General features: G+C 66.1%; 17 protein-coding genes and 1 pseudogene. 11 read left to right on the forward strand and 7 right to left on the reverse strand.

Annotation, left to right across the window (positions count from 1 at the left end; all coding sequences use genetic code 11):
• Window positions 1–34: 34 nt before the first annotated feature.
• From ACZ0AE_RS08260 to ACZ0AE_RS08270, 3 genes are read left to right on the forward strand one after another with little or no spacing between them, the layout of a single operon-like run.
• Window positions 35–1,189, forward strand: a complete 1,155-nt coding sequence (locus ACZ0AE_RS08260) for an efflux RND transporter periplasmic adaptor subunit (RefSeq protein ID WP_463600796.1) — start codon at window positions 35–37, stop codon at window positions 1,187–1,189.
• Window positions 1,186–4,692 carry an efflux RND transporter permease subunit gene (locus tag ACZ0AE_RS08265; protein ID WP_463600797.1) on the forward strand — a complete coding sequence of 1,169 codons (3,507 nt, stop codon included), beginning with the start codon at window positions 1,186–1,188 and terminating at the stop codon, window positions 4,690–4,692. The genes ACZ0AE_RS08260 and ACZ0AE_RS08265 overlap by 4 nt, the downstream gene beginning before the upstream one ends.
• On the forward strand, window positions 4,689–7,778 hold the full coding sequence (locus ACZ0AE_RS08270) for an efflux RND transporter permease subunit (RefSeq protein WP_463600798.1): 3,090 nt from the start codon (window positions 4,689–4,691) through the stop codon (window positions 7,776–7,778). The genes ACZ0AE_RS08265 and ACZ0AE_RS08270 overlap by 4 nt, the downstream gene beginning before the upstream one ends.
• Before the next feature lie 370 nt (window positions 7,779–8,148).
• On the opposite strand, the gene ACZ0AE_RS08275 is transcribed toward ACZ0AE_RS08270, so the two are convergent.
• The 6 genes from ACZ0AE_RS08275 to ykgO all read right to left on the reverse strand — a co-directional run bounded on the left by ACZ0AE_RS08275 (window position 8,149) and on the right by ykgO (window position 13,092).
• Window positions 8,149–9,384, reverse strand: a complete 1,236-nt coding sequence (locus tag ACZ0AE_RS08275) for a TraB/GumN family protein (RefSeq protein WP_038688820.1) — start codon at window positions 9,382–9,384, stop codon at window positions 8,149–8,151.
• Entirely contained in the window at window positions 9,377–9,907 is a 531-nt protein-coding gene (locus ACZ0AE_RS08280; RefSeq protein WP_038688819.1) for a GNAT family N-acetyltransferase, read from the reverse strand. The genes ACZ0AE_RS08275 and ACZ0AE_RS08280 overlap by 8 nt, the downstream gene beginning before the upstream one ends.
• 19 nt (window positions 9,908–9,926) lie before the next feature.
• The gene (locus tag ACZ0AE_RS08285) at window positions 9,927–10,814 is read right to left on the reverse strand and encodes a carbon-nitrogen hydrolase (protein ID WP_038688817.1); all 888 of its coding nucleotides are present in this window, start codon (window positions 10,812–10,814) and stop codon (window positions 9,927–9,929) included.
• Window positions 10,815–11,397: 583 nt separating this feature from the next.
• The gene (locus tag ACZ0AE_RS08290) at window positions 11,398–12,435 is read right to left on the reverse strand and encodes an agmatine deiminase family protein (RefSeq protein WP_447593173.1); all 1,038 of its coding nucleotides are present in this window, start codon (window positions 12,433–12,435) and stop codon (window positions 11,398–11,400) included.
• A 49-nt stretch (window positions 12,436–12,484) separates the two neighbouring features.
• Window positions 12,485–12,811 (reverse strand): hypothetical protein, encoded by a 327-nt coding sequence (locus ACZ0AE_RS08295; RefSeq protein ID WP_038688813.1) that lies wholly within the window; start codon window positions 12,809–12,811, stop codon window positions 12,485–12,487.
• Between the two features lie 155 nt (window positions 12,812–12,966).
• On the reverse strand, window positions 12,967–13,092 hold the full coding sequence (gene ykgO, locus ACZ0AE_RS08300) for a type B 50S ribosomal protein L36 (RefSeq protein WP_005409283.1): 126 nt from the start codon (window positions 13,090–13,092) through the stop codon (window positions 12,967–12,969).
• A 194-nt stretch (window positions 13,093–13,286) separates the two neighbouring features.
• On the opposite strand from ykgO, the gene cmk reads away from it, so the two are divergent.
• The 8 genes and pseudogenes from cmk to galU all read left to right on the forward strand — a co-directional run bounded on the left by cmk (window position 13,287) and on the right by galU (window position 21,593).
• Window positions 13,287–13,967, forward strand: coding sequence for a (d)CMP kinase (gene cmk, locus ACZ0AE_RS08305; RefSeq protein WP_463600799.1), 681 nt, complete (start codon window positions 13,287–13,289; stop codon window positions 13,965–13,967).
• A 193-nt stretch (window positions 13,968–14,160) separates the two neighbouring features.
• Window positions 14,161–15,846 (forward strand): 30S ribosomal protein S1, encoded by a 1,686-nt coding sequence (rpsA, locus tag ACZ0AE_RS08310; protein WP_038688807.1) that lies wholly within the window; start codon window positions 14,161–14,163, stop codon window positions 15,844–15,846.
• Between the two features lie 86 nt (window positions 15,847–15,932).
• A complete protein-coding gene (locus ACZ0AE_RS08315) occupies window positions 15,933–16,238 on the forward strand; it encodes an integration host factor subunit beta (RefSeq protein ID WP_017355596.1) in 306 nt (101 codons plus the stop codon).
• Window positions 16,239–16,335: 97 nt separating this feature from the next.
• Window positions 16,336–16,626, forward strand: a complete 291-nt coding sequence (locus ACZ0AE_RS08320; RefSeq protein ID WP_038688804.1) for a LapA family protein — start codon at window positions 16,336–16,338, stop codon at window positions 16,624–16,626.
• Window positions 16,627–16,632: 6 nt separating this feature from the next.
• On the forward strand, window positions 16,633–17,811 hold the full coding sequence (gene lapB / locus ACZ0AE_RS08325) for a lipopolysaccharide assembly protein LapB (RefSeq protein ID WP_038688802.1): 1,179 nt from the start codon (window positions 16,633–16,635) through the stop codon (window positions 17,809–17,811).
• A 3-nt stretch (window positions 17,812–17,814) separates the two neighbouring features.
• Window positions 17,815–18,788, forward strand: a pseudogene (locus ACZ0AE_RS08330) (MraY family glycosyltransferase).
• A 16-nt stretch (window positions 18,789–18,804) separates the two neighbouring features.
• Window positions 18,805–20,712 carry a polysaccharide biosynthesis protein gene (locus ACZ0AE_RS08335; RefSeq protein WP_038688798.1) on the forward strand — a complete coding sequence of 636 codons (1,908 nt, stop codon included), beginning with the start codon at window positions 18,805–18,807 and terminating at the stop codon, window positions 20,710–20,712.
• Entirely contained in the window at window positions 20,709–21,593 is an 885-nt protein-coding gene (gene galU / locus ACZ0AE_RS08340; RefSeq protein ID WP_081797227.1) for a UTP--glucose-1-phosphate uridylyltransferase GalU, read from the forward strand. Before ACZ0AE_RS08335 ends, galU begins: the two co-directional genes overlap by 4 nt.
• 220 nt (window positions 21,594–21,813) lie before the next feature.
• Here the strand turns inward: galU and ACZ0AE_RS08345 are convergent, their stop codons facing one another.
• A complete protein-coding gene (locus ACZ0AE_RS08345) occupies window positions 21,814–23,022 on the reverse strand; it encodes an acetyl-CoA C-acyltransferase (protein ID WP_137189272.1) in 1,209 nt (402 codons plus the stop codon).
• Between the last annotated feature and the right edge of the window lie 22 nt (window positions 23,023–23,044).

The raw sequence follows: 23,044 nt of genomic DNA on the forward strand, positions 1-23,044 counted from the left end.
CACACCTGCCCACGCATCCCTCAGGGACACGACGATGTCGCGAAATTCTTTCCTGCACGGCCGCACCGGAACCTGCGCCGCTGCACTGCTGATCACCACCTCGCTGCTGCTCAGCGGCTGCGGCGCTGGCGCCGGCGCCACCGATGCGCAAGCCGCCGAAAAAGACCCCAAGGCTGAAAAAGCCGTCGACGCCGTACCGGTCGAGGCAGTCGCCGCCAGCCGTCGCGCCGTCGCCGCCAGCTACACCGGCACCGCCGCGCTGGAAGCGCGCGCCGAATCGCAGGTGGTGGCCAAGACATCCGGTGTTGCCTTGGCGGTCCTGGTCGAAGAAGGCCAGGCGGTACGTGCCGGGCAGCCGCTGGTGCGCCTGGACCCGGACCGTGCGCGGCTGGCCGTGGCGCAGAGCGAAGCGGTGATGCGCAAGCTGGAGAACAACTACCAGCGTGCGCAGAAGCTGATCGGCCAGCAGATGGTCAGCGCCGCCGATGTGGACCAGATCAAGTACGACGTGGAGAACGCCCGGGCGCAGTACCGCCTGGCCACGCTGGAGCTGTCCTACACCACCGTGGTTGCACCGATCTCTGGCGTGATCGCCTCGCGCTCGATCAAGACCGGCAACTTCGTGCAGATCAACACGCCGATCTTCCGCATCATCGACAACTCGCGCCTGGAGGCCACCCTCAACGTGCCCGAGCGCGAACTGGCCACGCTGCGCGCCGGCCAGCCGGTGACGCTGATGGCCGATGCGCTGCCGGGCAAGTCGTTCCCCGGCGTGGTCGACCGCATCTCGCCGGTGGTCGATGCCGGCAGCGGCACCTTCCGCGTGGTCAGTGGCTTCGGTGAAGACGCACAGGGCCTGCAGCCGGGCATGTTCGGCCGCATCCGCATCGACTACGACCAGCGCGCCGACGCGCTGGTGGTGCCGCGCCTGGCGCTGCTCGACGATGGCGAGCCGGCGGTGTTCCGGGTGCGCGCCGGCAAAGTGGCACGGGTACCGGTGAAGCTGGGCTATGCCGAAGGGCCGTGGGTGGAAATCCGCGAGGGCCTGGCCGAAGGCGACCAGGTGGTGACCGCTGGCAAGGTGGCACTGCGCGATGGCACGGCGGTGCAGGTGATCGGCGACAAGCCGGCCACCGCCACCGCCACCGCATCGGCGCAACCGGCGAAAAAGGCGGAGAGCCGTCAATGACCTCGGCCGGCAACGACCACGGCAACGATCCGCACCACGGCGACCGCCCGGGTGCACAGGGCGGGGGGCTGGTGGAATTTGCCACCCGCCGCCGCGTCACCATCGCCATGTGCACGGTGACGCTGATGCTGTTCGGCGTCATCGCGCTGGGCAACCTCAAGGTCAACCTGCTGCCCGACCTGAGCTATCCCACCCTGACCGTACGCACCGAATACACCGGCGCGGCCCCCACCGAAATTGAAACCCTGATCAGCGAACCGGTCGAAGAGGCCGTGGGCGTGGTCAAGAACCTGCGCAAGCTCAAGTCGGTCTCGCGTACCGGGCAGAGCGACGTCGTGCTCGAGTTCGCCTGGGGCACCAACATGGACCAGGCCAGCCTGGAAGTGCGCGACAAGATGGAAGCGCTGAACCTGCCGCTGGAGGCCAAGGCCCCGGTGCTGCTGCGCTTCAATCCGTCCACCGAACCGATCATGCGCCTGGTGATCTCGGCCAAGGCCGACGCCGCCACCGATGCCGACGCGGTCCGCCAGCTCACCGAGCTGCGCCGCTACGCCGATGAAGACCTGAAGAAGAAGCTCGAACCGGTGGCCGGCGTGGCCGCGGTCAAGGTGGGCGGCGGCCTGGAAGACGAGATCCAGGTCGACATCGACCAGCAGAAGCTGGCCCAGCTCAACCTGCCGATCGACAACGTGATCAAGCGGCTCAAGGAAGAGAACATCAATATTTCCGGCGGTCGCCTGGAGGAAGGCTCGCAGCGCTTCCTGGTGCGTACCGTCAACCAGTTCACCGACCTGGACGACATCCGCAACCTGCTGGTGACCACCCAGGGCAGCAACGGCAGCGCCGCCGACGCGGCCATGCAGCAGATGTTCGCCATTGCCGCCTCGACCGGCTCGGATGCGGCCGTTGCCGCCGCCTCGGCCGCGCAGAGCGCGTCCAGCAGCAGTTCCTCGACCATCGCCAATGGCGTGCCGGTGCGGCTGAAGGACGTTGCCAGCGTGCGCCAGGGCTACAAGGAACGCGAGGCGATCATCCGCCTGGGCGGCAAGGAAGCAGTTGAACTGGCGATCTACAAGGAGGGCGACGCCAACACCGTGGCCACCGCCGAGGCGCTGCGCGCGAAGCTGGAGCAGATCAAGGCGCAGATTCCCGGCGACGCCCAGCTGACCACCATCGAAGACCAGTCGCGCTTCATCGAACACGCCATCAGTGACGTGAAGAAGGACGCGGTGATCGGCGGCCTGCTGGCCATCCTGATCATCTTCCTGTTCCTGCGCGATGGCTGGAGCACGTTCGTGATCAGCCTGTCGCTGCCGGTCTCGATCATCACCACGTTCTTCTTCATGGGCCAGATGGGCCTGAGTCTCAACGTGATGTCGCTGGGCGGCCTGGCGTTGGCCACCGGCCTGGTGGTGGACGATTCGATCGTGGTGCTGGAGAGCATCGCCAAGGCGCGTGAGCGCGGCCTGGGCATCCTGCAGGCGGCCATTGCCGGTACCCGCGAAGTGAGCATGGCGGTAGTCGCCTCGACCCTGACCACCATCGCGGTGTTTCTGCCGCTGGTGTTCGTCGATGGCATCGCCGGGCAGCTGTTCCGCGACCAGGCGCTGACCGTGGCAATCGCCATTGCGATCTCGCTGCTGGTGTCGATGACCCTGATTCCGATGCTGAGCTCGCTCAAGGGCCGCCCGCCGCTGGCGTTCCCGGACGAGCCGGCACACGCGTCATGGCAGCCCGAAAAACGCTGGCTCAAGCCGGTGGCCAGTGGCCGCCGCGGCGTCGGTGCGCTGGTTCGTTGGGCCTGCTTTGGCGTGGCCTGGGCGATCATCCGCGTGTGGCGCGGCGTGGTGGCCGTTGTCGGGCCGGTGATGCGCAAAGCCAGCGACGTGGCGATGAAGCCCTACGCGGGTGCCGAACGCGGCTACCTCAAGCTGCTGCCGGGCGCACTGCATCATCCGGGCAAGGTCCTGGGCTTTGCCGCGCTGGCCTTTGTGGCCACCATGGCGCTGGTGCCGATGCTGGGCGCCGACCTGATCCCGCAGCTGGCGCAGGACCGCTTTGAAATGACCGCCAAGCTGCCGGCCGGCACGCCGCTCAAGCAGACCGATGCGCTGGTCCGCGAACTGCAGCTGGCCCATGCCAAGGACGACCAGATCGCCTCGCTGTATGGCGTCAGCGGCAGCGGCACGCGGCTGGATGCCAGCCCCACCGAAAGCGGTGAGAACATCGGCAAGCTCACCGTGGTGATGGCCGGTGGCGGCGATGCGCGCACGGAAGCGGCCATCACCGAGCGCCTGCGCGAGTCGATGCAGCAGCACCCGGGCGTGCAGGTCGATTTCGCACGACCGGCCTTGTTCAGCTTCTCCACCCCGCTGGAAGTGGAACTGCGCGGCCAGGACATGGCCACGTTGGAGCGCGCAGGCCAGGCACTGGCTGCGATGCTGCGCAACAACCCGCACTACGCCGACGTCAAATCCACGGTGGAAGAGGGCTTCCCGGAAATCCAGATCCGCTTCGACCAGGAACGCGCCGGTGCGCTGGGCCTGACCACCCGCCAGATCGCCGATGTGGTGGTGAAGAAGGTGCGCGGCGACGTGGCCACCCGCTACAGTTTCCGCGACCGCAAGATCGACGTGCTGGTGCGTGCGCAGGAAGGCGACCGCGCCAGCGTGGAGAGCATCCGTCGCTTGATCGTCAACCCGGGCAGCAGCCGTCCGGTCACGCTGGACGCGGTGGCCGAGGTGGTCGCCACCAACGGCCCGAGCGAGATCCATCGCGCCGACCAGACCCGCGTGGCGGTGGTCTCGGCCAACCTGCGCGACATCGACCTGGGCGGCGCGGTGCGCGAAGTGCACGACATGGTGGCCAAGCAGCCGCTGGGGGCCGGCGTGGGCATGCACATCGGCGGGCAGGGCGAGGAGCTGGCCGAATCGGCGCGCTCGCTGATCTTCGCCTTCGGCCTGGCGATCTTCCTGGTCTACCTGGTGATGGCCTCGCAGTTCGAGTCGCTGCTGCACCCGTTCGTCATCCTGTTCACCATTCCGCTGGCGCTGGTCGGGGCGATCCTGGCCCTGATGCTCACCGGCAAGCCGATCTCGGTGGTGGTGTTCATCGGCTTGATCCTTCTGGTGGGGTTGGTGACCAAGAACGCGATCATCCTGATCGACAAGGTCAACCAGCTGCGCGAAGCCGGGGTACCCAAGCAGGACGCATTGGTGGAAGGCGCCCGCTCGCGCCTGCGTCCGATCATCATGACCACCCTGTGCACGCTGTTCGGCTTCCTGCCGCTGGCGGTGGCGATGGGCGAGGGTGCCGAAGTGCGCGCGCCGATGGCGATCACCGTGATCGGTGGCCTGCTGGTGTCCACGCTGCTCACCCTGGTGGTGATCCCGGTGGTATACGACCTGCTCGACCGCCGCGGTGATGCCTACTACCGCGAGCGCGGCCGCAAGCATGCCGGCCACGCCGAGTCCGTCGGTGGCCCTGCGCAGGAGCCGGCATGAGCATCGCCGAGTTCTCCATCCGCCGCCCCATCACCACCATCATGTGTTTCGTGTCGCTGGTGGTGGTGGGCCTGATCGCCTCGTTCCGGCTGCCGCTGGAAGCGTTGCCGGACATCTCCGCGCCGTTCCTGTTCGTGCAGGTGCCCTATACCGGCTCCACCCCGGAGGAGGTGGAGCGCAACATCATCCGCCCCACCGAAGAAGCGCTGGCCACCATGACCGGGATCAAGCGCATGCGCTCCTCGGCCACCGCCGAAGGCGCCAGCATCTTCATCGAGTTCACCGACTGGGACCGCGACATCGCCATCGCCGCCTCGGATGCGCGTGAGCGCATCGATGCGATCCGCAGCGACCTGCCCGACGACCTGCAGCGCTACAACGTGTTCAAGTGGTCCAGCAGCGACGAACCGGTGTTGAAGGTGCGGCTGGCCAGCAGCACCGACCTGACCGGCGCGTACGACATGCTCGACCGCGAGTTCAAGCGGCGCATCGAACGCATCCCCGGCGTGGCCCGGGTCAACATCTCCGGTGCACCGCCGAACGAAGTGGAAATCGCGATCAGCCCCGACCGGCTCACCGCGCACAACCTCAGCATCAATGAGCTCAGCGACCGCCTGCGCACGCTGAACTTCTCCATCTCGGCCGGGCAGATCGACGATAACGGCCAGCGCGTGCGCATCCAGCCGGTGGGTGAAATCACCGACCTGCAGGAGCTGCGCGACCTGGTGATCGATACCAAGGGCCTGCGCCTGGGCGACATCGCCGAGATCCGGCTCAAGCCCACCCGCATGAACTACGGCCGTCGCCTGGACGGCAACCCGGCCGTGGGCCTGGACATCTACAAGGAACGCAGCGCCAACCTGGTGGAGGTCTCGCGCGCCGCATTGGCGGAAGTGGAGGCCATCCGCACCCAGCCGTCGATGCGCGACGTGCAGATCAAGGTCATCGACAACCAGGGCAAGACCGTGACCTCCTCGCTGCTGGAACTGGCCGAGGCCGGCGCGGTGGGCCTGCTGCTGTCGGTGACGGTGCTGTTCTTCTTCCTGCGTCATTGGCCGTCGACGTTGATGGTGACCCTGGCGATCCCGATCTGTTTCGTGATCACGCTGGGCTTCATGTACTTCGCCGGGGTCACCCTCAATATTCTGACCATGATGGGCCTGCTGCTGGCGGTGGGCATGCTGGTGGACAACGCCGTGGTGGTGGTGGAGAGCATCTACCAGGAACGTGAGCGCATGCCCGACCAGCCACGGCTGGCCTCGATCATCGGTACCCGCAACGTGGCCATCGCGCTGAGCGCCGGCACCTTGTGCCACTGCATCGTGTTCGTGCCCAACCTGTTCGGCGAAACCAACAACATCAGCATCTTCATGGCGCAGATCGCGATCACCATCTCGGTGTCGCTGCTGGCCTCATGGCTGGTCGCGGTCAGCCTGATCCCGATGCTGTCCGCACGCATGCAGACGCCCAAGCTGGTGCATTCGGAAACCGGCGTGATCGCCCGCCTGCAGCGCCGCTACGCCAAGGTGCTGCAGTGGACGCTGGAACACCGCGGCTGGAGCGTGTTCGGCATCCTCATGGTGGTGCTGATCAGCCTGGTGCCGATGAAGCTGACCAAGATCGACATGTTCGGTGGCGAGGGCGGCAAGGACATCTTCATCGGCTACAACTGGAAGGGGGCCTACACCTACAGCCAGATGTCCGAGGAGGTCGCGCGCGTCGAGCGCTACCTGGACGAGAATCGCGAGAAGCTGCACATCACCCAGGTCTATTCCTGGTACAGCGAGCAGGAAGGCAGCAGCACCACCGTGACCTTCGATGAGAAGCATGCCGACAACCTGCCCGCCGTGCAGGAGGCGCTGCGCAAGGGCTTGCCGCGATCGGCGCGCACCGATTACATCGTCGGCAACCAGGGCGGCGATGGTGGCGGTGGCGGTGGCAACCAGTCGGTGCAGGTGCAGTTGGTGGGCGACTCGACCAAGATGCTGCAGGAGATCGGCGAGGACGTGGTGCCGCTGCTGGCGCGGCGCAAGGAACTGCGCGACGTGCGCATCGACAATGGCGAGAAGGGCAGCGAGCTGTCCATCCACGTCGACCGCGAACGCGCGGCCGCGTTCGGCTTCAATGCCGAACAGGTGGCCAGTTTCGTCGGCCTGGCGCTGCGTGGCGCACCGCTGCGCGAGTTCCGCCGCGGTGACAGCGAGGTGCCGGTATGGGTACGTTTCGCCGGGGCCGAGCAGAGCAGCCCGGAAGACCTGGCCAGCTTCACCGTGCGCACCGGCGACGGTCGCTCGGTGCCGCTGCTGAGTCTGGTGGATGTCTCGATCAAGCCCTCGGCCACCCAGGTGGGCCGTACCAACCGCCAGACCACGCTGACCATCAAGGCCAACCTGGCCGAGAAGGTCACCGCGCCCGAAGCACGCAAGGCGATGGAGGAAACCCTCACGCCGATGAGCTTCCCGGCCGGCTACACCTTCACCTTCGATGGCGGCGATTACGGCAACGACAACGAGGCCATGCAGCAGATGCTGTTCAACCTGATCATCGCGCTGGTGATGATCTATGTGGTGATGGCCGCGGTGTTCGAATCGCTGCTGTTCCCCGCGGCGATCATGAGCGGGGTGTTGTTCTCGATCTTCGGGGTATTCTGGCTGTTCTGGATCACCGGCACCTCGTTCGGGATCATGTCCTTCATCGGCATCCTGGTGCTGATGGGCGTGGTGGTGAATAACGGCATCGTGATGATCGAGCACATCAACAACCTGCGCCGGCGCGGCATGGGCCGCACCCAGGCGCTGGTGGAAGGCTCACGCGAGCGCCTGCGCCCGATCATGATGACCATGGGCACGGCCATCCTGGCGATGGTGCCGATCTCGCTGACCGACACCCAGCTGCTCGGCGACGGCCCGCCGTACTACCCGATGGCCCGCGCCATCGCCGGCGGCCTGGCGTTCTCCACCGTGGTCAGCCTGCTGTTCCTGCCGACCATCTACGCCATGCTCGACGACATGAGCAGCGCGGTCTCCCGCATCATCCGCCGCGCCCGCGGCCTGCCGGCCAACGGCGAAGCAGCAACGGCCGCGTAGCGCCACAGAACCCGGTAGAGCCGACCATTGGTCGGCTCCAAGGAATGTGTAGGCACCAGCCGTTGGCCGGCGCCACGGAATGCGTAGATACCGGCCGTTGCCCGGTACACGAACGAACCACAGCCGACCAACGGTCGGCTCTACCGATGTATCCGGGCATCCGCGTTCGCCCGCGATGCGTAGGCACCGGCCGTTGCCCGGATCCGGTAGTGCCGGCCGCTGGCCGGCTCCACGGAATGCGTAGATACCGGCCGTTGCCCGGTACACGAACGAACCACAGCCGATCCACGGTCGACACCCAACACCCCGTCCGACAACAAAAAAGGCCACGCAGTGCGTGGCCTCTCGATTGTGCAGGCGCGCGCAGCGCTTACCCCGCCACCTTGCCCCACACCTGCAGCCCGGTCAGCCACAACCCCAGCATGCTGCCCAGGTTGGTCAGCATGAAGGTCAACACCACCCGGGTTACCCGGTTGCGGTACCAGCCCTTCACGCTCTGCGCGTCGTCACGCAGCTTGAGGAAATCCTCATACGCCGGCTTGCGCAGGCGCGTTTCCACCAGCGCGGCGAACGCGCCGGTTGGAATGCTCAACCGGAACGGCTTGAACGGCGCCACCACGATCGCGGTCAGGATGCTCAGCGGATGGCTGCCCGCCAGCAGGCAGCCCAGGCCCGCCAGGCCGCCGGTGTACATCGCCCAGGTCAGCAGCAGCTCGCCGCCCATGCCCAGGCCGCCCCGGTAGAAGCCGAGTGCGATCCCGGCCAGCACCACCGCCAGGATGGTCAGCGTGATCCAGGGAATGTTGCGCTTCTTCGGCACCGCTTCCAGCGACTCGCGCAGCGGGCCGGGGGCGTCGGTATCGGTTTCCAGGTACTTGGCCAGGCCGGCCAGATGCCCGGCGCCGACCACCGCCAGCACCTCGCGCTGGGCCGGGTCGTGCACTTCGCGCAGGCGCGTGGCCATGTAGCGGTCGCGCTCGCCGATGATGGTTTCATACAGCGCGGGGCTTTCGCTGGCGAACTCGCCGAAGCTGGCTTCCAGCATGTCGCCCTGCTTGAGCTTTTCGATCTCGTCTTCGCCAACCTCGTCGGACGCGAACAGGCCGGCGCCCAGGCCCATCACCAGCTTGATCCGGCCGAAGAACCCCAGCCGCTGCGAGGCGCGCTTGAAGGTCAGGCCCACTTCGCGGTCGATCAGGTGCACCGGCAGGTTGTGTTCGTTGGCCAGGGTCACCGCACGCTTGAGTTCGGCCCCCGGCTCGATGCCGAGCTGCTCGGCCAGGCGACGCTGGTAGGCGGCCAGCGCCAGGTTGGCGGCGAACAACGCCACGCGGCCCTTGCGGATGACCTCGACCAGATCAAGCTTGGCCAGTGCATCGGGGTTGGTCAGTGCCTGCAGGCGCTGAGCGTCCAGTTCCACGGCGACGGCGTCGAAGCGGCCACTGCCGATCGCCCGTTCCACCGCTTCCACGCTGGCCTGGGACACGTGCGCGGTGCCGAGCAGGGTGTAGCGCACGCCGTCGCGTTCGACCACGCGGACGGGCTGGCCGGCGAACAGGGTGTCGCCGGTGTCATCGAGTTGGGGTTCAGTCATTGCATCATTCATTCGAAGGGGCGCTGTCGGCACCATCGCCGAGCGCGCGCTGCATCTGGACGGTGTCCAGCCAGCGGCCATGCTTGCGGCCGAGGCCGCGGAAAATGCCCACGGTGTGGAAACCGAAGCGCTCGTGCAGTTTGATCGAGGCGGTGTTGGTCGGCTCGCCGATCACCGCCACCATCTGCCGGTAACCGCGTGCGACGCAGGCGTCGATCAGGCCCTGCATCAGCGCGGTGCCGACGCCACGGCCCTGGAAGGCGGCATCCACGTAGACCGAGTTTTCCACGGTCCACTGGTAGGCGATGCGCCCGCGGTAGGTGTTGGCGTAGGCATACCCGGCCACCTGGCCATCGACCTCGGCCACGATGTAGGGAAAGCCGCGGCCCACGATGTCGTGCATGCGCCGCCGCATTTCCGCCGCGTCGGGCACGTCGTACTCGTAGGTGTTGACCAGGTCGGTGACCTCCACCGCGTAGATCGCGGTGATGGCATCGATGTCGGTGTCGCAGGCGTCGCGCAGCAGCACGGTCACGGGGTGGGGGTCCTGGGGGTCAGTCGATGTAGCGCTTGAGCAGGTCGCCGTATGCATCGATGCGGCGATCACGCAGGAACGGCCAGATGCGGCGCACGTGCTCGCTGCGCTGCAGGTCGACGTCGCACAGGAGCACGGTGGGCTCGCCACCGGCTTCGGCGATGAACTCGCCCTGCGGGCCGAGGACGTGGCTGTTGCCCCAGAACTGGATGCCCGAGGCACCCAGCGGCGAGGCTTCATGGCCCACGCGGTTGCAGCTCAGTACCGGCACGCCGTTGGCCACGGCATGGCCGCGGTGGCTGAGCACCCAGGCATCGCGCTGGCGGCCCTGTTCGTCCTGCTGGTCGTCCGGGTCCCAGCCGATGGCGGTGGGGTAGAGCAGCAGCTCGGCGCCGGCCAGCGCCATGAGGCGGGCGGCTTCGGGGTACCACTGGTCCCAGCAGACGAGCACGCCGAGGCGGCCGACGGAGGTGTCGATCGGCTTGAAACCGATGTCGCCGGGGGTGAAGTAGAACTTTTCGTAGAAGCCCGGATCGTCCGGGATGTGCATCTTTCGATACTTGCCCAGCAGCGTGCCGTCCTTTTCGAAGACGACGGCGGTGTTGTGATACAGGCCGGCGGCACGGCGTTCGAACAGGGAGCCGACGATGACCACGCCGTGCTTTTTGGCCAGTGCGCCAAGGCGTTCGGTGCTGGGGCCGGGGATCGGCTCGGCGAGGTCGAATTCGTCCACCGACTCGTGCTGGCAGAAGTACGCGCCGTTGTGCAGTTCCTGCAGCAGGATCAGCTTGGCACCCTGGGCGGCCGCTTCCGCCACGCGCGTTTCGATCACGGCCAGATTGGCGGCGGCGTCACCGTGGTTGCGCTCCTGGATCAGGGCGACGGAAAGGGTGTGGCGTGAGCTCATCCGGGTGCGGTCCTGCAGGGGGAAAAACCCAGTTTATCGCGGATGGGTGCACGCAGCGTGCTGGGCGCTAAATGCGCGGCGGGCGCCTGCTCGTAGAGCCGGGCTCTGCCCGGCTGGACCGTATCCGTAGAGCCGGGCTCTGCCCGGCTGCCTCACCACCACGTCAAACCGACAGCCGTGGCTTGGGAATGCCCGAGCTGGGCCGGCAGGGATGGGGGTACGGGACACGCCGTGAACCCATCCATGGGGGCTCGTAGAAAACATCCATGTTTTCTACGGTCCCGCACCCCCATCCCCGCCGGCCCCAGACGGTGTGCAGGAGGCCACGGGAGAGCAATCGCCGTCATGCGCACTGTCTTTTTCCGTGGCCACCTGATCACTGTCGAAGGCGGGTCGGGGCGGGCTTGCGGGGGTGTGAGCCGCATGGATGCGGCGACCAAGCCCCCAAGGATGGGTTCACGGCATCCCCCGCAAGCTCGCCCCGACCTGCCAGTCCCGCGAGCGCGCAGACACCCGTGCGTTGCCGAAAACGAAAAGCGCCGGGACAAAGCCCGGCGCCAGTGTGTCGATCTGCGGTGTGGCGTTACGCCAGCAACCCTTCCGGCAACTGCATGGTGATGCAGTGCAGGCTGCCGTTCTGCCAGATCAGCGATCGGCACGGCACCGGGACGATCTCGCGGTCCGGGTAGGCCTGCGCCAACACGGCGCGGGCGGCCTCGTCGGCGACATCCCCGTAGGCCGGCATCAGCACCGCGCCGTTGAGGATCAGGTAATTGGCGTAGGACGCCGCCAGCCGGCGGCCATCGTCGATCACCGGCTGTGCCCACGGCAGCGGGAACAGCCGGTACGGCGCACCGTCGGCGGTCCGCAGCGCGGCCAGCTCGTTGCCCATCGCCTGCAGTTCGGCGAAGTGCGAATCGCTGCTGTCATCGCAGGCCTGGTAGACGATGCTGTCCACCGAGGCGAAGCGTGCCAGCGTGTCGATGTGCGCGTCGGTGTCGTCGCCTTCCAGATACCCGTGGTCCAGCCACAACACACGATCCTGCTGCAGCCAGCCCGCCAGGTCGGTGCTGAGCGAGGCGCGCTCGCGGTCCGGGTGGCGTTCGTGCAGGCACTGCCAGGTGGTCAGCAGCGTGCCCGCACCGTCGGTTTCGATACCGCCGCCTTCCAGTGCGAACGGAATGCTCTGCACCTCCGCGTTCGGCGCGAACACGCCCGCGGCGTGCAGTACGCCGACCAGCTGGTCGTCCAGGCTCGCGTCGAACTTGCCGCCCCAGCCAGTGAAGCGGAAATCGAGCAGCCGGAAGCCGCCGTCGGCGCGCTTGAGCGTGATCGGGCCCGAATCGCGCAGCCACGTGTCGTCGTACTGCGCGGTGACGAACCGGACCCGGTCCACGTCGATCCGGTTGGAGCGCAGGCGCGCATCGGCGTAGGCCTCCAGGTCATCGTCGGCAACGATGATCAGCACCGGCTGGAATCGGGTGATGGCCGCCACCAGGGCGATGTAGGTGTCCTCGACGTCACCCAGGCGGTCGGCCCAGTCGGTGTCGGCGTGGGGCCAGGCGATCAGGATGGCGGACTGGGTTTCCCATTCGGCCGGAAAGCGGAGCGTGTCGTTCATGGTCTCGGTGCGATGGCCCGCCGTGTGGCGGGCGGGAGAAAGGAAAGAATCAGCGGATCGGCGGCTTCGGGCCGACCTCGTTGGCGTCGGCCTTGTTGGCCACCACGTCGATCACCTTCTGCTTCTCGAAGTAGACGGTGAACTGCGGGTACACCCAGCGGTTGATGGTCGGCCACTGGCGCTTCTGTCCGCCGCGCGGCTCCAGGCGCTCGCCCGGGTCGCCGAACTGCGACTGCACCTGCTGCATGCTCTGGCCGCGGACGGGCAGGGCGGTGGCGGGCTTTTCCTGGCTGCGGTCGATCAGCAGCGTGTCGGCATGGGCGCTGGCGCAGGCCAGCAGGGCCAGCAACGGCAGGGTGGTCAGGTAACGCTTCATCTCGATCTACTCCCCAGTGGTCAAGAATACGGAAGGGGCCACGACCGACGGTCGTGACCCACCCGGCGATTACAACAAAAACGGCAATAAAAAACCGCCCGGAGGCGGCTTTTTATTCAGGTTGGTCGCGGCCGTGGGCCGTGACGCCTTCAGGCTCAGCGCTGGCGAGCCTTGAAACGCGGGTTCGACTTGCAGATCACGAAGATCTTGCCGCGGCGACGGACGACCTTGCAGTCGCGGTGACGGGCCTTGGCCGACTTCAGGGAAGACAGGACTTTCATTGCATACCTCGGCGTAAACGTTGGATTCGGTTGGAGCGCGGCCGCGATATGCAGATGACAATCGGCAGGTGACGCCCGTTCAAGCCCGCAATTGTACCGGTCTTTTTTCCATCCTTTCAAGTGGTTGCACGAAAAAGGTCTCAGGCGGCCCCGGGCGGGGGCTAGAATGGGCTGTCCATTCCACAGGGAAACCCATGAACCAGCTTCCTCCCGTGCTCACCATCGACGGCCCGTCCGGGGCCGGCAAGGGGACTGTCAGCCGCATTGTCGCACGCCGCCTGGGCTGGCATTACCTGGATTCTGGCGCCCTGTACCGCGCCGTGGGCGTGGCCGCCAGCTGGGCCGACATCGACACCTCCGACGCCTCCGCGCTGGTGCGCTGCACCTTCGACACCCATGTCCGGTTCGGCGAAGCGGCCGATGGCGGGCTGCGGGTGGTGGTCAACGATACCGATGCCACCGATGAGCTGCGCCTGGAGACCACCGGCGCGCTGGCCTCGGCCATTGCGGCCATCCCGGAGGTGCGGGCGGCCCTGAAAGAGCGCCAGCGCGCATTCAGGGTTCTCCCTGGTCTGGTTGCCGATGGCCGCGACATGGGTACGGTGATCTTCCCCGACGCCCCATTCAAGGTCTTCCTGACCGCCAGCGCCGAGGAGCGTGCCGGGCGTCGGCATAAGCAGTTGAAAGACAAGGGGGTTTCTGTTAACTTTGAAGACCTCCTGCGCGAGATCATGGCCCGCGACGCCCGTGATGCACAGCGCACAGTGGCGCCCCTGAAGCCGGCAGACGATGCCGTCATCATCGACACCAGTGGCATCGGCATCGACGCAGTCGTTGCCAACGTGTTGGATCTGCTTCCGGTTTCGGGTGCCTGATCCGTTGTACAGGAGAACCGCCAGCCCATCGGCGGTGTCGCACATCGCAAGGCAACAAAAGCTCCGTCCCGCAATAGTGCGTGGCGGTTTTCCTACTTAACACACGACTCGCCGTACCGGGGTCGACCAACAGGCGGGCAGTAAGCGGTTCCCTTCGGGGGCCAATGCCCATGTGTCCAACAGAGTAAATCTAATGACCGAATCATTTGCAGAGCTGTTCGAAGCCAGTCAGGCCAATCTGGCCAAGCTGAAGCCGGGCTCGATCGTCAGCGGTGTCGTTGTTGAAGTCCGCGGCGATGTCGTGGTGATCAACGCCGGCCTGAAGTCCGAAGGCATCGTGCCGATCGAACAGTTCCGTAACGACGCTGGCGAGATCGACGTTGCTGAAGGCGACGTCGTCAAGGTCGCCCTCGATTCCATCGAGAACGGCTTCGGTGAAACCGTCCTGTCGCGCGAGAAGGCCAAGCGCGCGATGGTGTGGGACGAGCTGGAAGAAGCGTTGGAAAAGAACGAAACCATCACCGGTCGCATCAGCGGCAAGGTCAAGGGTGGTTTCACCGTGGACATCAAGGATGTCCGCGCGTTCCTGCCGGGTTCCCTGGTCGATGTGCGCCCCGTGCGCGATCCGGCCTACCTGGAAGGCAAGGAGCTGGAATTCAAGCTCATCAAGCTGGACCGCAAGCGTAACAACGTCGTGGTCTCGCGCCGCGCTGTCGTCGAAAGCGAGCACTCGGAAGAGCGCGAGCAGCTGATGGACAAGCTGCAGGAAGGCGCGATCCTGAAGGGTGTCGTCAAGAACCTGACCGATTACGGCGCATTCGTGGACCTGGGCGGTATCGACGGCCTGCTGCACATCACCGACATGGCCTGGAAGCGCGTGCGCCATCCGTCCGAAGTCGTGAACGTCGGCGACGAGCTGGACGTCCGCGTGCTGAAGTTCGACCGCGAGCGCAACCGCGTTTCGCTGGGTCTGAAGCAGCTGGGTGAAGATCCGTGGGACAACATCGCCCGTCGTTACCCGGCCAACAGCCGCGTGTTCGGCAAGGTCTCCAACGTCACCGATTACGGCGCATTCGTCGAGATCGAGCCGGGCGTCGAAGGTCTGGTGCACGTCTCCGAAATGGATTGGACCAACAAGAACGTCAACCCGTCCAAGGTTGTGCAGGTCGGTGACGAAGTTGAAGTCATGGTCCTGGACGTCGACGAGGAGCGTCGCCGCATCTCGCTGGGCATGAAGCAGGTTGCCGCCAATCCGTGGGAAACCTTCGCTGCCATCCACAAGAAGGGCGACAAGGTGTCGGGCCAGATCAAGTCGATCACCGACTTCGGCATCTTCATCGGCCTGGACGGCGGTATCGATGGCCTGGTGCACCTGTCCGACATCAGCTGGAACACCACTGGCGAAGACGTGGTCCGCAACTACAAGAAGGGCGACAACCTGGATGCCGTCGTCCTGGCCGTCGATCCGGAGCGCGAGCGCATCAGCCTGGGCGTCAAGCAGCTGGAGCAGGATCCGTTCGGCCAGTACATGGCTGCCAATCCGAAGGGTTCCAAGGTCGAAGGCGTGGTCAAGGAAGTGGACGCCAAGGGCGCAACCATCGAACTGGCTGACGGCATCGAAGGCTACGTGGCTGCACGCGACGTTGCCAACGAGCGCGTCGACGACGCGACCCAGTTCCTGAAGGTCGGCGACAAGGTGGAAGCCAAGTTCGTGGGCATGGATCGCAAGGGTCGTACCCTGCAGCTGTCGATCAAGGCCAAGGACGACGCGGAAATGCGCGAAGTGCTGGAGGAATACCAGTCCTCTTCGGCTTCCAGCGGCACCACCCAGCTCGGCGCGCTGCTGCGTGCACAGCTGAACAGCAACAAGTCCGAGTAATCGGCCTCACGCTGTCGTAGTTTCCTGGACGGCCCGGACATCAGTCCGGGCCGTTTCAGGGTCTGAGTTCCCCCGAAGAGCCCGTAATGACCAAATCCGAGCTGATCGAAATCCTGGCGCGCCGACAGGCGCATTTGAAGTCGGACGATGTCGATCTGGCAGTGAAGTCGTTGCTGGAAATGATGGGTGGGGCGCTGGCTGGCGGGGATCGCATCGAGATCCGCGGGTTCGGCAGTTTTTCGTTGCACTACCGGCCACCCAGGCTGGGGCGCAACCCCAAGACCGGGGAATCGGTCGCGTTGCCGGGCAAGCATGTCCCGCACTTCAAACCAGGCAAAGAACTGCGCGAGCGCGTCAGCGCCGTGGTGCCGCTGGAAAGCGACCCCGCGTAGAGCGGACCGTTGGTCCGCTGCTTTTTCGTTCCGGGCCTCTTTGTCCCGCTGCTCTATATTCCGCTACTCTTGAATCCCCCGGAACTGGAGCTGCTCCATGAAAGTCGTACGTCTCCTTATCCTGCTGGCGGTTCTCGTCGCCGGGCTCATCATCGGTGCGCTCAACTCGGACAAGATGGTCCTGAGTCTGGGCTTTACCCAGATCACCACCACCACCGGCCTGGCGATCATTGTCGCCCTGTTGACCGGTGCGCTCATCGGCGGCGGCATCGTGCTGGCCAGTCTGGTGATCCCGCTGTACGCCAAGCTGCGCAAAGCGCAGAAGGCAAGCCCGACCGTGGTCGTGGCACCTGCTTCCACCCCTTCTTCTACTTTCGACGGACGCTGAGCCCCGATGGAATTTGTCTCCGAGTGGTTCTGGTTCTTCCTGTTCCTTCCGCTGGCCGCGTTGTCCGGCTGGGTGATCGGGCGTCGCGGCGGTCAGCGCCATGGCGACAACCAGGTCAGCCGCCTGTCCAGTACCTATTTCCGTGGCTTGAACTACCTGCTCAACGAGCAGCCGGACAAGGCCATCGAGCTGTTCCTGCATATCGCCGAGCTGGACAAGGAAACCTTTGAGACCCAGGTCGCCCTGGGCCATCTGTTCCGCCGCCGCGGTGAAGTGGACCGCGCCATCCGCCTGCACCAGGGCCTGGTCAACCGTGCCGACCTGACCGATGCACAGCGCGTCCAGGCGCTGCTGGCACTGGGCGAGGACTACATGAAGTCCGGCCTGCTGGACCGCGCCGAAACGGTGTTCACCGAACTGGCCCAGCTCGACCAGCGGGCGCCGCAGGCGCTCAAGCACCTGATCGGCATCTATCAGGCCGAGCGCGACTGGGAGAAGGCGATCGACAACGCCAGTCGCTTCGAAGAGGTCACCGGCGAGCCGATGGGCAAGCTGATCGGGCAGTTCGAATGCGAACTGGCCGAGCGCTTCCGGGGCGCAGGCAAGATCGAAGAGGCGAGGGCGGCCATCGCGCGCGCCTACCAAGCCGATGCCATGTCGGTCCGCGCCGGCATCATTGAAGGGCGTCTGGAAACCGATGCCGGCAATGCCGAAGCGGCCGTGCGCGCGTTCGAGCGTGCCGCACGCAATGATCCCGAGTACCTGCCCGAAGTGCTGCAGCCGCTCATGCAGAACTACCGCAAGGTCGGCGACCTCGGCGGTGCACGTGCGTTCCTGTCGGAGATGACCGAGCACTATCGGGGCATCGCCCCGGTGCTGGCGTTGACCCAGTTGATGGAAGAGCAGGAGGGCGTGGCCCCGGCGCGTGCCTACCTTGGCCGCCAGCTCAAGGACCGCCCCTCGGTGCGCGGCGAGTCGGCGCTGATCGACCTGACCCTGGCCGAAGGTGCCGACTCCACGGCCACCCTGCACGACCTCAAGCACATCACCGACCAGCTGCTGGTGCGCAACCCGGCTTACCGCTGCACCCGCTGCGGCTTCGGCGCCCGTACCCACCATTGGCAATGCCCCAGCTGCAAGGAGTGGGGAACGGTCAAGCCGCTGCTGAATTACGCGGTGCTCTAAGCCATGCCCGTGGCCTGGATGATCGGTCTGCCAGCGGTGCTGGCGATCGCGGCGGCGCTCACCTGGGGCGCGCGCCACTACGCGCTGCGCCGCAACCTGATGGACCAGCCCGGCGAACGCCGCAGCCATGGCGTGGCGACCCCGCGCGGGGGGGGATCGCCATCGTGCTGACCCTGCTGCTGGCGGCCGTCGCGGCCGCCGTGGCGTGGCCGGCCGCGCGCATAACGCTGGGGGTGTTCAGCCTGGGGCTGGCGCTGGTGGCCGGCATTGGCTGGTGGGACGATCACCGCCCGCTGCCGGCCATCCGCCGGCTGCTGGTGCACATGGTGGCGGCCGCGCTGCTCGGCGGCCTGGTCTGGCAGGCCAGTGGCAGCCTGGTGCACGCCGTGCTGGCGGCCCTCTTCACCACCTCGCTGATCAACATCTGGAACTTCATGGATGGCATCAACGGCCTCGCCACTACCCAGGCGATTCTGGCCGGGCTGGCCTTCGCGATGGTGATGCCGCTCCCGTTCGCGCTGGCCGGCGTGGTGCTGGCGTTGGCCTGCCTGGGCTTCCTGCCCTTCAATTTCCCGCGGGCACGCATCTTCATGGGGGACGTCGGCAGCGGCGCGCTGGGCTATGCGATCGCGGCCCTGGTGTGCCTGGCCAGCGTGGTCACCGAGATCAACTGGCTGCTGTTACTGGTGCCCCTTTCGGCCTTCCTCGTGGACGCAGGCTTCACACTGCTTTCGCGCATGCTGTCCGGGCAACGGTGGATGGAAGCCCACACCCAACACCTTTACCAGCGCGCGGTCAAAAGGGGTGCAAGTCACACCTTGGTGACCGGGTTGTATTTTGTTTTTGGCCTGTTCAGTATTACAGTGTTTAATGCTTGCAGTGATCTGCAGCCGAGGTGGGAGGCTGCCGTAGCGGGTGCGTGGATGATGTTCGCGACCGGCTTGTGGCTACTCCTGCGCAATGGAATGCGCAACTAGAAGGATTGTTTGTTTTATGACGCCTTGGCAGGACCGTCTTACCAGTTTGCTCCCGCGCGCCGCGATCGTGGCCCACGACCTCTTCATGGTCTGGGCATGCTGGCAGCTGTTGCATGCCGGCCGCTATTCGATGCTGGCCGACGCCCCCTCCCTCCCTCTCTGGAACATCGACACCTCACTGGTGTTGGCGATCCAGGCCGTGGTGTTCTGGCGGGTGGGCCTGTACCGCGGCCTGTGGCGCTTTGCCAGCGTGGCCGACCTGCTCAACATCTTCAAGGCCAGCTTCATCGGCCTGTTGGCCATTGTCGTGGCCCTGGCCTACAAGCGCTTCGCCGGCGTGCCGATGTCGGTGCTGGTGATCTATCCGTTCGCGCTGTCGGCCCTGCTCGGCGCGCCGCGCCTGCTGTACCGCGCGTGGAAGGACTATCAGGCGCTGCAATCGGATGCCAGCGCCCGCCGCGTCCTGATCCTGGGTGCCGGCCAGGCGGCCGAAGCTCTGGTCCGTGACCTGCGCCGCTCGGGCGACTTCCACCCGGTGGGCCTGCTCGACGATGCGCCGCACCTGCAGGGCGCCAAGCTGCAGGGCCTGCCCATCCTGGGCACGCTCGACGATGCCCCGTCGGTGGTGCGCGAGACCGCAGCCAAGCTGCTGGTGATCGCAATTCCGTCGTTGGATGCGGTCGGCATGCAGCGGGTGGTCGCCTTGTGCGAAGCCACCGGCGTGCCTTTCCGCATGGTGCCCAAGCTCAACGATGTGCTGCTCGGGCATTCGCTGCCCGGTGAACTGAAAGAGGTCGCGATCGAGGACCTGCTCGGGCGCAAGCCAATCCTGCCGGACTGGTCGCTGATCCGCGGCTGGCTGGGCGGGCGCACGGTGCTGGTGACCGGGGCAGGCGGCTCGATCGGTTCGGAGCTGTGCCGCCAGTGCGCGCGCCACGGTGCCGGCCGGATCATCCTGCTTGAGATGAGCGAGCTGTTGCTGCTCACGATCGAGGCCGAGCTGACGCGCAGCTTCCCGGACCTGGATGTACAGGCCGTGCTGGGCGACTGCGGCGATCCGTCGGTGATCCGGCATGCGCTGTCGCTGGCAAGCGTGGATGCGGTATTCCATGCGGCGGCCTATAAGCAGGTGCCGGTGCTGGAGCGCCAGCTTCGCGAAGCCGTGCGCAACAACATCCTGTCGACCGAAACGGTGGCGCGTGCCTGCGTGGAAGCGCGCATCGAGCATTTCGTGTTCATCTCCACCGACAAGGCGGTCGATCCGGTCAACGCGTTGGGCGCCAGCAAGCGCTACGCGGAGATGATCTGCCAGAGCCTGGACCAGAAAACCAGCCACACGCGGTTTGTCACGGTGCGCTTTGGCAACGTGCTGGCCTCGGCCGGCAGCGTGGTGCCGCTGTTCCGCGACCAGATCATGAAGGGCGGGCCGGTCACCGTGACCGACCCGGAAGTCACCCGTTACTTCATGACCATTCCCGAGGCGTGCCAGCTGATCCTGCAGGCGGCCGCGTCGGCATCGCATGGCGCGATCTACACGCTGGACATGGGCGAGCCGGTGCCGATTCGGGTGCTGGCCGAGCAGATGATCCGTCTGGCGGGCAAGCAGCCGTACAAGGACATCGCCATCATCTACACCGGGCTGCGCCCGGGCGAAAAGCTGCACGAGACCTTGTTCTATTCCGACGAGGACTACCGGCCGACCGCGCATCCCAAGATTCTCGAGGCCGGCGTGCGCACGTTCGCACGCGATCAGGTGCTGGGCAACATACCGCGCCTGCGCGACGCCATCGCCACCTACGACACCGACGCCATCAACAGCATCCTGTTCGCCACCATGCCGGAGTTCTCGCCCCTGCAACAGGACGATCACGTCGCGTCGGCTAAAGTACTTCCTTTCCCGGCACGAGAGGCCAACAGGCTGTGACGAACAAGCGTATTCGCAAGGCGGTTTTCCCCGTGGCAGGACTCGGTACCCGGTTCCTCCCCGCGACCAAGACGGTGCCCAAGGAGATGCTCCCGATCATCGATCGGCCGCTGATCCAGTACGCCGTCGACGAGGCGATCGAAGCCGGCTGTGACACCTTGATCTTCATCACCAACCGCTACAAGCATGCGGTGGCCGATTACTTCGACAAGGCCTACGAGCTGGAGCAGAAGCTCGAGCGTGCCGGCAAGCTGGAACAGCTGGAGCTGGTGCGCCACGTATTGCCCAACGGCGTGCGTGCGATCTTCGTCACCCAGGCCGAAGCGCTGGGCCTGGGCCACGCGGTGCTGTGTGCCAAGGCGATCGTCGGTGACGAACCATTCGCGGTGCTGCTGCCCGACGACCTGATCTGGAACCGTGGCGATGGTGCGCTCAAGCAGATGGCCGATGCGAACCAGGCCAGCGGTGCAAGCATCATCGCGGTGGAAGACGTGCCGCATGAGAAGACCGGCAGCTACGGCATCGTCGCCACCGACGCGTTCGATGGCCGCCAGGGCCATATCAGCGCGATCGTCGAGAAGCCCAAGCCGGAAGACGCGCCCAGCGACCTGGCCGTGGTCGGCCGGTATGTGCTGAGCCCGAAGATCTTCGAGCTGCTGGAAGCCACCGGCACCGGTGCCGGCGGTGAAATCCAGCTCACCGACGCCATCGCCGAGCTGCTCAAGAGCGAGCCCGTGGACGCGTACCGTTTCGAAGGCACGCGCTTCGATTGCGGCACGCACCTGGGTCTGGTCGAAGCCACCATCCGCTTTGCGTTGAACAACGACAAGCTGGCCGGCCCGGCGCGCGAGATCATGAAGAAGGCGTTGGCCGAGGGTTGATCGCGGTCGCGATCACCCGGGTAAGTACCGACCGTTGGTCGGTACACGCGCCAACAAAAAAAGGGCAGCCTCGCGGCTGCCCTTTTTGCATTTTGTTGGTTTTCCCGCATCGACCAACGGTCGATGCCTGCCGCGGCCGTTCGATTCTTTATCAACCAGCGTTCGATGCCGTCCAGCAGGGCAGGGTGCCGGCCCTTTGGAGCCGGCACCGCCCGCTACATCACAGCGACTCGAAGATACCCGCCGCGCCCATGCCGGTGCCGATGCACATGGTCACCATGCCGTACTTCTGCTGGCGACGGCGCAGGCCGTGCAGCAGGGTGGCGGTGCGGATCGCGCCGGTCGCGCCCAGCGGGTGGCCCAGGGCGATGGCGCCGCCCAGCGGGTTGACCTTGGACGGGTCCAGGCCGCAATCGCGGATCACCGCCAGCGACTGCGCGGCAAAGGCTTCGTTGAGCTCGATCCAGTCCAGCTGGTCCTGGGTCAGGCCGGCCTGCTTGAGCGCCTTGGGGATCGCGGCGATCGGGCCGATGCCCATCACTTCCGGGCGCACGCCGGCGACCGAGAAGCTGACGAAGCGCGCCAGCGGGGTCAGGCCGTAATCCTTGATCGCCTGCTCGGAGGCCAGCAGCACCGCACCGGCGCCATCGCTCATCTGCGAGGAGTTGCCCGCCGTGACGGTGCCGCCGAACTGGCCGTTGCGGAACACCGGGCGCAGCTTGGCCAGGCCTTCAGCGGACGAATCCAGGCGCGGGCCTTCGTCGGTATCGACGATCGTGTCGCGGGTGATGATGCGGCGGCCGTCGGCCAGGTCCGGCTGGCGGGTGCGCACGTCGTAGGGGCTGATCTCGTCCTTGAAGTCGCCGTTCTGGATCGCGGCGATGGCCTTCTGGTGCGAGGCCAGTGCGAAGGCGTCCTGCTCCTCGCGCGAGACCTTCCACTCTTCGGCGACCTTCTCGGCGGTGATGCCCATGCCGTAGGCGATGGCGACGTGGTCGTTGTCGAACACGCTCGGTGCCATGGCGATCTTGTTGCCCATCATCGGCACCATCGACATCGACTCGGTGCCACCGGCCAGCATCAGGTCCGAATTGCCCAGGCGGATCTGGTCGGCGGCCATGGCCACGGCCTGCAGGCCGGAGGAGCAGAAGCGGTTCACCGTCTGCGCGGCGATGGTGTCGGGCAGGCCGGCCAGCAGCACGCCGATGCGGGCCACGTTCATGCCCTGCTCGGCTTCCGGCATCGCGCAGCCGATGATGGCGTCATCGATGCGGTTGAGGTCGATGCCCGGCGCCTGTGCGACCACGGAGCGGAGCACGTGGGCCAGCATGTCGTCGGGACGGGTGTTGCGGAACACGCCCTTGGGCGCCTTGCCCACCGGGGTGCGGGTGGCGGCGACGATGTAGGCGTCCTGGATTTGCTTGGTCATTGCAGTGATCTCTCTAGATTTT

This window comes from Stenotrophomonas sp. AC248 (assembly GCF_979258185.1).